This is a genomic window from Bradyrhizobium sp. Leo78, from assembly GCF_059512425.1.
Window position 1 is genome coordinate 34,720 of record NZ_JCAMOT010000033.1, and the last position, 13,772, is coordinate 48,491.

The 13,772-nt window shown below is 61.6% G+C and carries 13 protein-coding genes; 7 read left to right on the forward strand and 6 right to left on the reverse strand.

Annotated features, from left to right (window positions below; translation table 11 throughout):
* Positions 1-132: 132 nt before the first annotated feature.
* A complete protein-coding gene (locus AC5ZG1_RS31650; RefSeq protein WP_496135138.1) occupies positions 133-1,893 on the reverse strand; it encodes a chloride channel protein in 1,761 nt (586 codons plus the stop codon).
* Between the two features lie 190 nt (positions 1,894-2,083).
* Here AC5ZG1_RS31650 and AC5ZG1_RS31655 point away from each other — a divergent pair, with 190 nt between their 5' ends.
* The 3 genes from AC5ZG1_RS31655 (at position 2,084) to AC5ZG1_RS31665 (ending at position 5,717) form a co-directional block, all read left to right on the forward strand.
* On the forward strand, positions 2,084-2,641 hold the full coding sequence (locus tag AC5ZG1_RS31655) for an HNH endonuclease (RefSeq protein ID WP_028163793.1): 558 nt from the start codon (positions 2,084-2,086) through the stop codon (positions 2,639-2,641).
* Between the two features lie 71 nt (positions 2,642-2,712).
* Positions 2,713-3,324, forward strand: a complete 612-nt coding sequence (locus tag AC5ZG1_RS31660; protein WP_496135139.1) for a class I SAM-dependent methyltransferase — start codon at positions 2,713-2,715, stop codon at positions 3,322-3,324.
* Positions 3,325-3,737: 413 nt separating this feature from the next.
* Entirely contained in the window at positions 3,738-5,717 is a 1,980-nt protein-coding gene (locus AC5ZG1_RS31665; RefSeq protein WP_496135141.1) for a hypothetical protein, read from the forward strand.
* A gap of 149 nt (positions 5,718-5,866) precedes the next feature.
* Here the strand turns inward: AC5ZG1_RS31665 and AC5ZG1_RS31670 are convergent, their stop codons facing one another.
* Positions 5,867-6,169, reverse strand: coding sequence for a hypothetical protein (locus AC5ZG1_RS31670; RefSeq protein WP_496135142.1), 303 nt, complete (start codon positions 6,167-6,169; stop codon positions 5,867-5,869).
* A 247-nt stretch (positions 6,170-6,416) separates the two neighbouring features.
* Between AC5ZG1_RS31670 and AC5ZG1_RS31675 the strand changes: the two genes are divergently transcribed.
* Together AC5ZG1_RS31675 and AC5ZG1_RS31680 are read left to right on the forward strand one after the other, a co-directional pair.
* Positions 6,417-6,659 (forward strand): DUF3551 domain-containing protein, encoded by a 243-nt coding sequence (locus AC5ZG1_RS31675; RefSeq protein WP_496135143.1) that lies wholly within the window; start codon positions 6,417-6,419, stop codon positions 6,657-6,659.
* Positions 6,660-6,842: 183 nt separating this feature from the next.
* The gene (locus AC5ZG1_RS31680) at positions 6,843-7,940 is read left to right on the forward strand and encodes a class I SAM-dependent methyltransferase (RefSeq protein ID WP_496135144.1); all 1,098 of its coding nucleotides are present in this window, start codon (positions 6,843-6,845) and stop codon (positions 7,938-7,940) included.
* A 100-nt stretch (positions 7,941-8,040) separates the two neighbouring features.
* On the opposite strand, the gene AC5ZG1_RS31685 is transcribed toward AC5ZG1_RS31680, so the two are convergent.
* Entirely contained in the window at positions 8,041-8,220 is a 180-nt protein-coding gene (locus AC5ZG1_RS31685) for an ACT domain-containing protein (RefSeq protein ID WP_130229109.1), read from the reverse strand.
* Between the two features lie 198 nt (positions 8,221-8,418).
* Here AC5ZG1_RS31685 and AC5ZG1_RS31690 point away from each other — a divergent pair, with 198 nt between their 5' ends.
* Positions 8,419-10,101: a Na/Pi cotransporter family protein gene (locus AC5ZG1_RS31690; protein ID WP_496135145.1), complete on the forward strand. Its 1,683-nt coding sequence runs from the start codon at positions 8,419-8,421 to the stop codon at positions 10,099-10,101.
* 35 nt (positions 10,102-10,136) lie between these two features.
* Here the strand turns inward: AC5ZG1_RS31690 and AC5ZG1_RS31695 are convergent, their stop codons facing one another.
* On the reverse strand, positions 10,137-11,258 hold the full coding sequence (locus tag AC5ZG1_RS31695) for an AI-2E family transporter (RefSeq protein WP_496135146.1): 1,122 nt from the start codon (positions 11,256-11,258) through the stop codon (positions 10,137-10,139).
* Between the two features lie 206 nt (positions 11,259-11,464).
* Positions 11,465-11,731 carry a GlsB/YeaQ/YmgE family stress response membrane protein gene (locus AC5ZG1_RS31700; protein ID WP_028164462.1) on the reverse strand — a complete coding sequence of 89 codons (267 nt, stop codon included), beginning with the start codon at positions 11,729-11,731 and terminating at the stop codon, positions 11,465-11,467.
* A gap of 376 nt (positions 11,732-12,107) precedes the next feature.
* Between AC5ZG1_RS31700 and AC5ZG1_RS31705 the strand changes: the two genes are divergently transcribed.
* A complete protein-coding gene (locus tag AC5ZG1_RS31705; protein ID WP_496135147.1) occupies positions 12,108-12,413 on the forward strand; it encodes a hypothetical protein in 306 nt (101 codons plus the stop codon).
* Positions 12,414-12,435: 22 nt separating this feature from the next.
* Here AC5ZG1_RS31705 and AC5ZG1_RS31710 read toward each other — a convergent pair whose 3' ends face one another.
* Positions 12,436-13,674, reverse strand: a complete 1,239-nt coding sequence (locus AC5ZG1_RS31710; protein WP_456640877.1) for a cytochrome P450 — start codon at positions 13,672-13,674, stop codon at positions 12,436-12,438.
* Positions 13,675-13,772: the final 98 nt, after the last annotated feature.

The following is a 13,772-nucleotide window of genomic DNA, read 5'->3' on the forward strand; positions in this document are numbered from 1 at the left end:
ACTTGCGGCTAAGCCGATTCAACCAAATGACGTCGCGCTTGAGAGCATGATCCGGAAAAGTGGGGACCGGTTTTTCCTCGCGACAATGGCGAAGCGTTTGCGCGAAGATCATGCTCGAACAAAGAGCCGCGATCAGATATCGCCGATCACCTCGCGCCGGCGCTGCTCGGATTCCTCGGCATAACGCCGCATCGCGTGCGCCTCGTTGAGAACGCCGATCGGACAGCGTTCCGCACCCTCCTCGACCACGGCGAGCGATTCCGCTTCCGCGGCGTCGAACACCGCAATTGCCTCCTGGATGTTCATGGACGGATGCAGCACCACGTCGCTGTGGCGCAGGATGCCGAGGAGGCCGTTGTGCATATCGATATCGGGCGCATGCGCGTCCGCGATCAATGCCAACCCGGCGTAACGCCCCTCGCCATCGACCGCGACCACCTGGGTTTTGGAGCCGAGCGGGAACTGCTTGCGGAACTGCGCTATTGGCACGTCCGCATTCACGGTCGTCATGTCCCGGCGCATCAATTTGTCCACCGTGAGATCGCGGATCCAGCCGACATCGGCGGCGCTGCGGATGGTCTCGCCGCGCAGATGCAAGCGCCAAGTCGCAAATGAATAGCCGAACAGTTCCCGCGTGATCATCGTGGAAATGATAACGGAGACCAGCACCGCCGTGGTGAGCCAGAGATTGCCGGTCGATTCCAGCGCGATGAAGGACATCGTCAGCGGTCCGCCGATGACCGACGCCGACAACGCGCTCATGCAGATCACCGCATAGACGTCCGGATCGAGTTGGAGGCCCGGCCACAACATGTCGCAACCGGCGGCGAACAGCCGGCCGCCCAGTGCGCCCATGAACAGCGTGGCGAAGAACAGGCCGCCGCGAAATCCGCTGCCGAGCGAGACGATCGAGGCCACCGCTTTCAGGAACAGCACGCCGGCCATGAAGGCGAACGGTATGGACACGATGCCGCCGAGATGCAGCGCGCCATGACCCGAGGACATCACCTGCGGCGTCAGCAGCGCCATCAGTCCGACCGCGAAGCCGCCGAGCGCCGTACGCAATGGCGGCCAGAGCCCTGTCTTTCCGAGCAGCGTCTCGCACAGCGTGACGCCGCGCATGATGGCGATGCCGAACAGCGCCGCCAGCACGCCGAGCAGCGCGGCGATGGCGAGGTCGCGCCCCAGCACGTCGCCGGCGGCATCGACGCCGACCCCCAGCGTCAGCACGCTGAAGGAATGGGCGACAAAATAGCCGGCAACCGCGGCGACCCCGACCGGCGCCAGGCTCGCGGGCGTATAGCCGCCGATCACAAGTTCGAAAGCATAGAAGGCGCCGGCCAGCGGCGCGCCGAAGGCGCCGGCGATCGCCGCCGCCGCTCCACAGCCGACCATGATGCGCTGATCGATGCGCCGCAGGTGGAAGGCGCGGCCGACCGAAGCTGCGATGCCGCTGGAGAGCTGCGTATAACCCGCCTCGAGCCCGACCGAGGCGCCGACGCCGGAGGACCAGATCGTCTGCAGGGCGACGATCACGCTGCCGCGGAACGACATCCGCCCGCCGTAAAGGGCATTGGCCTCGATCGGATCGATCTCGCGCTTCGGCCGCCAGCGCGCCAGCGCGAGGAAGGCCAGGCCCAGCAATAGCCCACCCAGGCTCGGAACCAGCACGGCGCGCAGCGGATCGAGGCTGATCTGGCTGGAGAGCCGCTCGCCGAACGGCAGGTCGAACAGGGCGACGTGCAGGACCGACACCGCGCCACTCATGGCCGCCACCACCAGCCCGCCAATGGTTCCGGTCAGTGCCGCCAGGACCACCAGGCTGGTTTCATGCGCGCGGACGAAGGCGCGCAGCCGGCGTGGAGCCTCGAGATAGCGGGACTTGGTGAGCATTGCAGAGGCCGCCGACGCAGGAGGTATCTGCGGCCTCGTTTACGGGCCTTGCAAGCGGGTGGCAATCACGGCGGGATCATGGCAGCGTGGAATACGATAAACGGCTCAACGCTCTTCACAATCCCGTCACGCTGCATGTAGTATGTCAGTACATGCTGCTTCGCAGCGATATGGAGGCCGGGAGCGTTACTTGAACGCACATGTCTCGCAAGGCGGTTGGCCGGTACTGGTCCTGAACGCGGACTTTCGGCCGCTGAGTTACTATCCCCTGTCGCTATGGTCGTGGCAGGACGCGATCAAGGCAGTCTTCCTCGATCGCGTAAATATCGTCGAGTATTACGACCGGGCGGTCCGGAGCCCCTCCTTCGAAATCCAGCTCCCCAGCGTCGTCTCGCTGAAATCCTTCGTCAAGCCGACCACGCATCCCGCATTCACGCGTTTCAACGTTTTCCTGCGCGATCGTTTCGCCTGCCAATACTGTAATTCGCCCGACGATCTCACCTTCGATCACATCATCCCGCGCAGCAAAGGCGGCCAGACGACTTGGGAGAATGTGGTCGCGGCCTGCTCGCCCTGTAACCTCAGGAAGGGCAACCTGACGACGCAGCAGGCCAAGATGTTTCCGAAGCAGACGCCGTTCGCACCGACCGTGCACCAGCTCCACCGCAACGGCCGCCTGTTCCCGCCAAACTATCTGCACGATAGCTGGCTCGACTACCTGTACTGGGACACCGAGCTGGATCCGTAAGGGTGCGGCCGTATCGGCTTATGACCGATTTGCTGACTTCTGGAGAATGTCCCACTGCCGCCTGTGAATGAGTGACCTCGCCGGCCAGATTATCCCTCACTACGAAAAGCACGCAGCAGCGTGGGACCGCGACCGTCGGAACGCCTATTGGAAACGACAAGGTCTGGCACGACCGCTTCATCAGCCGACTAGCCAAGAACGCCACGGTGCTTGATCTCGGCTGCGGTCCAGGGCAACCGGTTGCGCAGCAGATGATTGAACGAGGACTGCGCGTGACCGGCGTCGACTCCTCACCGACGATGATCTCGTTCTGCCGTGATCGCCTGCCCGATCAAGAATGGATTGTTGCGGATATGCGGCGATTGTCGCTCGGTCGGCGGTTCGACGGCATTCTCGCGTGGGACAGCTTCTTTCATCTTAATCACGACGACCAGCGAAGAATGTTTGCGGTTTTTGCCGACCACGCCTCTGTCGGAACGATATTGATGTTCAATACCGGACCGCAGCACTGTGAGAGCGTCGGCGAATACAGGGGCGATCCGCTGTATCACGCGAGCCTATCACCTGCCGAATACGAGGTGTTTACCGCGCGTTTTGGGTTCGGCGTGCTGGAACACGCGACGAACGATGCGCAGGCAGGCGGACGAACGGTGTACCTCTGTCAAAGGAATGACTTCGGGTAATGTCGCCTGCTGGGCCCCTAAGCTGAACCGCGCTTCCGCTTTCATCATGTCGGCTGTCCGAACCAGGGCGGATGTCGCCGTGCACCTGCCCTGACCGCCGCTTCTGAACACAAAGGGACATCCCGCATTGGTCAGTATCACTGACCTCTGCGTGGCGGCGCGGCAACAACCACTTCACAAAATCGCGCCGTGCCGGTTTTCGCCATATCTACGGCGTTTCGCCTGACAATCGTGGTCCTCGGTTATTCGCATGCTCAGCTTCTGCTTTGAAAAACTACGCCGGCTGGAGTGGCAACTGACCTCAGCCGGGACAGTGACGACGCGTGAAGGTAGCGGCGGCTGAGCCACGGACGTCCGAGTGGGGATCGGCAGGGCCGAATGCGGTTCCGGCTTCCTCCAGAAAGGTTGTCAAAATGCATCTCGCCAGCCGGTTTGCTGCTGCAACAGCCGCGTTCATTTTCGCAACAGTTGGATCGCCAGCCCACGCGGCGTCGGGCCCGTGCGGGGAGATGGTCGGGATATCGGTCTTGCCCTCGCCGTTCGCTCCTTGGAAGGGGGCGCCGCTGCGCGTCATGATCGTCAGCGAAAAGCCGCTCGAGGGTGTGATGTCGCTGGTCGCGCCCGATGGAAGCGTCGCGGCCAAATCGTCTGATCGGCACGGCGGTGCGCCATACTCCTGGTTTGCCGAGGTCGCCGCGCCGGCCGCGGGGACGTGGCACGCCACGCTCGCGCTCGACCACCCGACGGCGGATTGCAGCACGATCACACACGATATCTCCGTGAGCGCGCGCAAGCCGGACCCTGTGGCTATTCCCGCCGGCCGCTTCTGGAAGGTGCGCAACAGCTGGAATCACGAGACGGAAGCCTTGTTCTCGGCGTGGATCGAGAAACTGTTCGACGCGCCGCCCGATCAGGATCTGTCCTGGAAAGCCTGGCATGAAGTCCTGCGCGACCGGTCACGCAACTTCCTGTTCAACTATCTTGGTCGTGGCGAAGACAACGTGAAGACCGGCCTTCGCCCCGACTGCGCCGACTTCGTGTACTTCCTGCGCGCCTATTTTGCCTACAAGGTCGGGCTGCCGTTCGGCTATTCCAACTGCTCACGCGGCACCGGCGGCAGGGCGCCCAAATGCTACCAGTGGTTCGACATGGAGCATCCGGAGATGACACGTCCGCCGGCGCCGCCCGAACAGGAGATCGCGCCGGCGACGATCGCCGACGCCACGCTGCCTGGGCAAACGCCGAGGATCCTGAACATGTTCGGCGGCGCCCCGTCGGCCCAGACACCAGTTCCCGTTGCGGCTCCGCCGAAGCCGCAGCCAAAGCCGCCGACGACGTTCAGCGAATATCTGCGGGATGTCGGCGACGTCGTGCACACGGGCGCCGTGCGGGTCGCCGCGAGCGACGAAAACACCGATTTCTACACCGTTCCGCTGGCGCAAGAGACGCTCCGCCCGGGCACGGTGTACGCCGATCCCTATGGACACGTGTTGATGCTCGTTCATCGCGTGCCGGAGATGGACGGCAAGCCGGGCGTCTTCCTCGCCGTCGATGCCGAGCCGGACGGGTCGATCACGCGAAAGCGCTTCTGGCGTGGCAATTTCCTGTTCGTGCACGATCCTGCGCTCGGCAGCCCGGGTTTCAAGCACTTCCGGCCGATCGCGCGCGACAAAGGCGGTTCGTTGCGGCGGTTGGCCAACGCCGAAATCACCAGCAATCCGCAGTACGCCGATTTTTCGCTCGATCAGTCAAAGATGAGTGCCGAGGACTTTTACGATCGCATGGATGACGTGATGTCGCCCGAGCCGCTCGATCCCGTGAAAGCGATGACGGACGCCATCGCGAGTTTGAACGAGCAGGTGAAGACGCGTGTGACCTCGGTCGAAAACGGACGAAAATATCAAGAGAAGCAGGCTGGCGACGTGGCCATGCCCAACGGCCCCTCGATCTTCGAGACGTCAGGAGCCTGGGAGGATTACTCCACGCCGGCGCGCGATTTCCGCCTGTTGATCGCGATGGACGTCGTGCGGGGCTATCCTGATCGCGTCGTGCGGCGGGGGGCGCGCTACGCGATGCCGAACGGCAGGGACATCGCGGATGTGAAGAACGAGCTGCAAGGGGTGCTAGCGTCCGAACTCGCCTCGCGAAAAATATCCTACACCCGCAGCGACGGCTCGCAGTGGACGCTGTCGCTCAAGGAGGTCCTCGATCGGGCCCCGAGCTTCGAGATGGCCTATAACCCGAACGACTGCGTCGAGGTGAGGTGGGGCGCGCCTGACAACAGCGAGGAGGCTTCCACGTGCAAGCGGCATGCGCCGCAGGCACAGCGCGCAAAGATGTCGTCGGAATATCGCAACTGGTTCCGCGAGCGGCACTGGCCGACGCACACCTGAATCGCGGTACAGGGCATATCAAGGCCAAACAAGACTCGCGCTTGCGTTCCTAAGCCGAAGAAACGTTTTGGCTGATTAGACACTGTCATGAGTCCCGACACATGTCGTGCTAGGACTCATGACAAAAGCACGTGTCACGTTTCCCGCCTTCAATAATCTCGACCATAGACGCACTTGGCCATCGACCGCAGCGGAACGCCGAACCTGTTGTGAAGGTCATACTCTACGAACGCCTCGAGGCGGCTGTGCGGCTGCTGCGGAGGCCAGGCAAAATAGGGCGTGAAGAAGACCGGCTGCTGCCATTCGATGAGGTTGACCCGGCGATACGCCGAGGGCGCCAGCATCCGCTGTTTCACCGCCCGCTCACACCAATGACCGAACGTGGATGCCTGTGCGCCGCAAGCCGGGGCAAGCGAAAGCACCAATGCTGCGAGCGCTGACATGGCCTTCATTTGACTGCTCCTCGTGAGGATGACAACGCAGGAGATTGCGCCAGTCTTTCATGGACGTCTACCAAGATGTCGTGGCGGCTGTGTCGCACCAGTCGGCAATCACCTTGGCCGCCGGTCCACAAAAAGGCTGTAGCGCATCTGCGCAGTTAATCTCGAAAATTTTAATCCAGTGATGTGAGCCAGTTCACGTCGAACCCGCACGTTTGGTCCCAGCGTCGCGTGGGGCACTTCAACGTGGGAGAGAAAGATGCGTAGCTTCCTTCTTGCTCTCGCGACGTCCGCGACCGTCCTCGCAACTGGCGTAACCCCGGTCGCAGCTAGCGAGTACCGGTATTGCCTCCAAGGCGAAGAGTTTGCCGGCACCGGCGATTGTAGCTTCACCAACTACCAGCAATGTCAGGCTACCGCATCAGGCCGCATGGCCTATTGCGCTGCCAATCCCGACTTTGCGACCGTCCCGATAATTCGTGTCAGGCCGCACCACCGCTGACGCCGCGTGCGTCGCAAGCAAATCAGATGGCTTGGTCCGCTGTGCATCATAAGGCGAGATCGATCATGTGATCGCAGCGGCCAAGTCTGGTATTGGGCCGGTAGCCGACGTGCTGGTAGGCAGCTCGAGAATGTGCGGGCAACCGGAACGAAACCGCCTCGAGTGAAGGCGTCCACTCATCCAATGGTTGTTGCATTTGGCGTCACCCGCTACTGTGGTGGCCGCCACAACGGGGATCTGTCTTTGACGGCCGGATGTTCATCATACCTCGATCTTTATAGACGGCTGCAGCAATCATGGTCCGCCGAGACCAGCAGCAAATGGCAGTGCGACAACCCGGCAGCAGGGCAATGCGCAGTCACCGCCTTGGTGGTTCAGGACATCCTCGGTGGAGATATCCTGAAGACAAACGTTGATGGAGCGTGGCATTTCTACAATTGCCTCGATGGACGCAGAGTTGATTTCACGGCGGGCCAATTCGTTAGTCCCATCGGCTACGACGATATCGTCAGCAACAGAGACGAAGCCTTTAACGAGACCTCGGCAAGCCAATATGAGCTTCTTCGTTCCTGTGTGACCCTTCTTGGTAGGGAACGTAGTCCAGCACTTGCCGAAAGGCGGTTTGCTGAGCGACGACAAGAATTCATCGGCCTCGATCGCGGCGCGCGCTTCAAACTGATCTATCAGACCAATCTTTGGGGAGCAAAATCGTCTGTATCGGGCGTCGGCTCTGAAATCACTGCGACGCAGAAGCTTCGCGAGGAATTGTCGGATTTGCTGCGCGGCCTGGGTGTGAGAACGTTGCTGGATCTGCCCTGCGGCGACTTCTCATGGATGGCTGAGACTGACCTGGCTGACATTCGATATCTTGGCGCCGATATTGTATCTGAAGTCATCGAGGCCAATTTGTTGAAGCATAGCAAGGGCGACCGGGAATTTCGGCGCTTGGACATCGTCGAAGACCCAATTCCACGACACGATCTTGTCTTGTGCAGGGATTGTTTCGTGCATTTCTCATTTGCTCAGATCAACCGCGCGATCGACAACATCAAGCGATCCGGAAGCAAATGGCTGCTGACGACGACGTTCCCGGGCATTCGCCAGAACCGGGATATTGAAGATGGAGACTGGCGGCCGCTGAACCTTCGATCTGCTCCATTTCTGTTTCCTAGTCCGGATACAACAATCAATGAGGGTTGCACGGAAGCCAGCGGCGACTATTCGGACAAGTCCCTGGCCTTGTGGCGTATCGACAGTTTGCCTGTCCCCCATGAGCGATAACCGAAACGGAATCATTGAGGCTTCCGGTGACAGTCTTTTGGGTCTCAGGACAGTAAATCTAGCAAGGCGAACTGCCCTTCGGGCCAATAGCGGCTATCATCTACGTAGGAGATCGAGGGCCTCGTCTGCGCACACCTCCACACTGCGATGTGCTGTGTCGGTCGGGAATTTCCTCGTCTCTCGCAATCGTGCAAAACACGAAACTGCTCTCCTGCATTTCGGGCTTCATATCTCTCAATAGCGTCTTAAGGTTGAGTTCACCTGCCACAGTCGTATCCATTTCAATAACTCTGGGCCCACCTCTAATGCGAGGATTTGGCTGACACCTTAATCCCCCATAAGCTTGCCTTTCTTCCCCGGAATACCAGCCACCGTCCCCGCGTGGAAGGAAGGGGCGTCGACGCCGCCGGAACGATCGGCTGCCCTCGCTCCGCAACTGCGCTAGAGTGCAGGACTGGCCTGATCGTCAGGAGCCCGCATGTCTACGGCAATCTCAACACTCGGCGGCGTCGGCCTCTTCCTGCTTGGCATGACCGTGATGACGGACGGCCTGAAGGCGCTGGCCGGGTCCGCCCTGCGCACGGTGCTAGCCAAGGCGGCGGCGACGCCGCTGCACGGCTCGTTCTGGGGCGCTATCGTCACGCTTCTGGTGCAGTCCTCCAGCGCAACGACCATGACGACGATCGGTCTCGTCAGCGCAGGTCTGCTCACGTTCCAGCAGGGGTTGGGCCTGGTCTTCGGGGCGAATGTCGGCACCACGGGGTCCGGCTGGCTGGTCGCCCTCATCGGCGTCCGCGTCTCGCTCACGGCCGCTGCGCTGCCGATGATCTTTGTTGGCGCGTTGACCAAGCTTCTGGCCCGCGGGCGAATATCCGGGATGGGCGCCGCTCTGGCCGGGTTCGGGCTTGTGCTGTTTGGGTTGACGACCCTGCAGCAGGGCATGGGCGGGCTGGCCGAACGATTGCACCCGGCGGACCTGCCTGCCGTTCTCGCCGGTCCCGACGGGCGGTGGTGGTCGAGCCTGTTCGGCGTGCTGGTGCTGGTCGTGGTTGGGCTGGTGATGACTGCGCTGATGCAGTCGTCAACGGCCGCCGTCGCGGTCACACTGTCCGCCTACTTCGCCGGCGCGGTCGGGCTGGACCAGGCCTGTGCGCTGATCATTGGCCAGAACATCGGAACAGCGACGAGTTCCGCCCTGGCCGCGATTGGCGCCAGCACCACCGCCAAGCGGCTGGCCATCGCTTATGTCCTTTTCAAGCTTATCGCCGCCGTTATCGCGCTGGCGCTTTTCCCCGTCGTCATCCCTCTACTCGTGCGCGCCTCGAGCACCGTCGATGGCGTCACGCTGCTGGCCTTGTATCACACGGCATACAATGTTGTCGGCGTGGTGGTCCTGCTGCCGCTGATCAACTGGTTCACGCGACTGGTCGAGCGTATTCTGCCCGAGCGTGGCTCGCCGCTCACGCGGTGCCTCGACCCTTCCGCGCTTGAGACCCCGATCGTGGCGGTGGAAGCGGTGCGGCGAACGATTGCACGCGCGCTCGTAACGGTATGCAGTTCGATCGAGGCGGCACTGGCCGGCCGTGCTGAACCAATCCGACTGGGGAAGGACACCGCATCGGTGCAGGATGCTGCAGACGCCTTGCGTCAGGCACAGATATTCCTGTCTGATGTGACCGGACCGCCTGAGAACGACGACGAGCAACAGCGTCTCACGAGCACACTGCACGCACTCGACCATGCGTCTCGACTGACGGAGATGGCGAATAGCGGAATCAATTTCGGTTCGGTGACTGGCGGACCGGAGGACATCCGCGCCGGAGAGCTATGTGCAGAAGCGATGCGAAGCGCGGCCGCGATTGCGCGCGGGGTGGGGGCGCCAGCCCGCGCCGACGGATCGCCGCAGGTCACAGCCTCGCATGGCGACGTCATGGCCGGTCCGCGCGCGGTCTCCACTGACGAGGCCATGCCCGAGCTCGAGCGTTGCGCGACGCAACTTGGCGAAATGCTGCGCACCCACCGCAGCGCGACGCTGGGCGCGGTCGCCAATGGAACGCTGACCGCCGACGCGGCGCTCGTTCGCGTCGAAACGGTTCGAAGCCTCGAAGCGCTGTCGCGTCACGCCTGGCGCTCCGCAGCCCATCTCGTCGGTCGCGGCTAAACCCGAGCGATGGCCTCCGGCGCCCGGTCGCGCGCCTAGGGCTCAGTCTCCGTCGCTGCGGTGGCGCTCGAGGCATACAACGAGCTCGCATAGTAAGTGCGGAATGAAAACCGCGTCAGCACGCCAATGGCGGAAGCGAGCGGTACCGCGACCAACAGGCCCACGAACCCGAACAAATAGCCGAAGGCGAACAGCGCGAACATCACCCAAACCGGATTCAGATGCACACGACGGCCCACCAGATTTGGCGCCAGGACGTAGTCGGCCAGCGCTTGTCCGACAATGAAAACGGCCAACACGAGCCAAATCGGCTTCCAGTCCGGCGAGAATTGAGCAATCGCGATGCACACAGATACCACCAGGCCCGAAAGCGCACCGAGATACGGGATGAAGCTGATCAAGCCGGCCACGACGCCTACCAGGATCCCGTGTTCGAGACCGATCAGTTTCAATGCCGCTGCGTAGTACACCGCGAGCACGAGGCAGAGGAAGCTCTGCCCGCGGACAAATCCGCTGATCGTCTTATCGACCTCGCGTGCAAGCATCCGAACCGTTTCACGATGTGCCGGCGGAACCCAATTGTCGACCGTCGCAATCATTTTGTCCCAATCGTAGAGCAGGTAGCAGGCAACGATCGGCGTGACGATGCCAAGCGAGACGATCGAGATCAGAGCCCGTCCCCCGGACCACAGCGATCGGAGGATGGTGTCGAACCAACTGGTAGCCATTCTCGTCAGCTCGCCGATCGAGCGTTCGGTGTGGTTCAGTCCCTCTCCGACGATCCTGCTTACCCACGGTCGGTCCGGATCGGTTGCCAACGTATGCACCCGTCGGACATAGAGCGGCAGGTGTTCGGCGAAATACCAGAGCTCACGGACGATGACGGGCACTATCAGAACCATCGCGATGCTGATCAGCGCAACGACGAACGCGATAATGGCAAGCGTGGCCACGAGCCGGTTCACCCCCAAGCGCTCGATGCGAGAAGCCAGGGGATTGAACAGATACGCAAGCGCCATGCCGGCGACGAATGGCAGCAGAACTTCGCGCAACAAGATCACGACCGCGGTGATTGCCGCGAAAGTCGCAATCCAAAACACGAGGGGCCGGGTGCGGCGGACGCCGATCGAGCCCATTGCGATTGGTCGTTTCGACAATTCGCCGGTCATGTGTTGAACACGGTCCGTTGGCGATTTCTTAAACTTGCACGTTTGGCCTACCGCTTACGTGCTTGCGATGGATCCGGATGGCGACCGGATCAGGCAGGACGTGGATATGGTCACGTAGCGCGTCATTCTCGGCCGATGGTCGTCTTGCAGCGCTGCCCGCACCGATAGGTCAGAGGCGCTGCCTCTCCTCCACATCAGGTCGCGCGGCCTTGGCGGCCTGCGAACAGGCCGTAGACAAAGAGTACGACGACTGCGCCCACCACGCCACCAAGGAAACCTGCAGATTCACCGGGCTGATACCATCCAACGGACTGGCCCAGGTAAGTCGCGACGAATGCGCCGACGATCCCCAAGATGGTCGTCAGAATAAAGCCCTTCGGCTCCGTCTTGTCGCCAGGCATGATGAATTTGGCAATCACTCCAACGATAAAGCCAATGATGATCGTCCAAAGGATGCTCATCTCATTGCCCCTGTGTTGAAACCGCCGATCGACAAATCTGCATTCCGGCGGCCCCCACGCCAGTTTCCTTGATACAGATCAACGGACCGACTTCATTTTCCTGACGACCGCCTCTTCGAGGAGATCGAGCAAAGCGCGCGCGGCCGACAGCAATCTCGCGATTGCATCAAATTTTAGAGATAGATCGAAGCGACTTTTCAAGGATTTGCGTTAGGTATCGGGTCATGAGCACCCCGACCTACACACTCTGCTCGCGCGCGCTGACGCTGCGGGCTGACTGAACCAACACGTAACTCCCTTCCCAATCCCGCGAAGCAATGGCCGCAGGCGTCCTCGTCTGCGAACGGCGGAACTTTGCCCGTGAACAGGACCGACGATGACCGTCTCTTACTTGAGCTTCCGCGTGCCCTACTCGGCCAACCGGGACTGCGTGATCGTCATCAAGCCCCAGAGGGAGGCTTATCAAGCAGTCTGCGTCGACGCAGCGACCAGGCGGACCATCGACAGTCCATCTGTTCAGCGTGACTCCAGCGGCGCCCGGCCACAGATCTCGCCCGCCGATGTCATCGGCCGGATCGGCAGCTATCGCCTGGCCTCCGCCGCTGTCGACCTGGAGGCGGACGAATTGGCCGACCGCAGCCGCCGGATCTCCAGCCAATTGCGCTCGCGCCGGCGTCTGTAGCGCAGGAATTTGCCGGACCGTCTTACGGCTTCCAGGAGAGCCGCATGGTGTCGGCGCGGCGGATTCCGAAATGGCCGCTGATTTTCGGCGGCACATCCAGGTTGAGCTGCGGTATGCGGCCAGCGATTGCGCTGAGGCTTTCCTCCAATTCGGCGCGGGCGATCGCCTCGCCGATGCACCGATGCGCGCCATAGCCGAAGATCGGATGCAGCCGTGGCTGGTCGGTGCGATGAATATCGAAGGTGTCAGGACGATCATAGGCCATCTCGTCGCGCATGGCCGACATGGTCGATAGCGTGACAAGCTGGCCGGCCGGGATGACAGTTCCGCCAACATCGACATCCTCGCTTGTGACCCTTGCGACCGCCCCGACGCTGGGTTCGAAGCGCATCGCTTCGGTGACCGCGCCCGAAACCAGAGCGGGATCACGACACACCTCCGCCCATTGCTCGCGATGCTGAAGCAGAAGAGCGACCTGTACTGCGATCGCGACCCTGGTGGTATCGGTGCCACCGACGATCAGTTGGAAAATCTGGTAAAGCATCTCCTCGGGGGACATTTCACCGGCTTCGCCAGCGGCAGCCAGGAACGCGGACAGGAAATCCCCGCGCGGGCTGCGGCGACGTTCGCCGAGGATCTTGTCGACGTACTCGCGTAGCCTTTGCCCCGCCCTCTCGATCTCGACGAGATCGTCCGGACTGAGCCCAAGACTGAAGGCCTTGGTCACCTCATAGACCAGCAGCGTAAACTCCGGGATGTCCTCGCGCGGGAGTCCGAGAAGATCGGCAATGATGCGGGCGGGTATCTTGGCCGCGAATTCGTCGAGCAAATTGACCTCGCCATCGCCGTACCAATCCTCGATGATATCTTCGGCCGTACGGCGAATGCTTGGACGCATCTCAGCAATTGCGCGGGCAGCAAATAATCGTGAGAACGGCGCACGACGGCGCCGATGTACATCGCCGTCGGCCGTCAGCATGCCATAGTCGAACACATCGAAGATCGTCCCGCTGTCGAAGCCCTGCATCCTGGGAAAGCTCGTTCCGGTGGGGCGGAAGCGTAGATCCTTGCTCAGACGGTCAACATCGGAAAAGCGCAGCACGAAATATCCGCCGGTTTCGTGCAGCACCACGGGGTATTCCTTGCGGTAGGCACGGAATACACCGTGAGGATCCGCTTCAAGCTCCTGCAGGGTAACCGTCGGGACTTCGTTGCTGGCGAAGCCGACGGAAAGTTTCTTGGCGCTGATCTCTGCCCTCATCGTACAGTCTCCGCCTTTCTAACATGCCCCGGTCTACGAAAGGGGAATGTTGGTCGCGGGGAGTTTCAGCTCGATTTCGCAGGATCATTAGTCTGTTA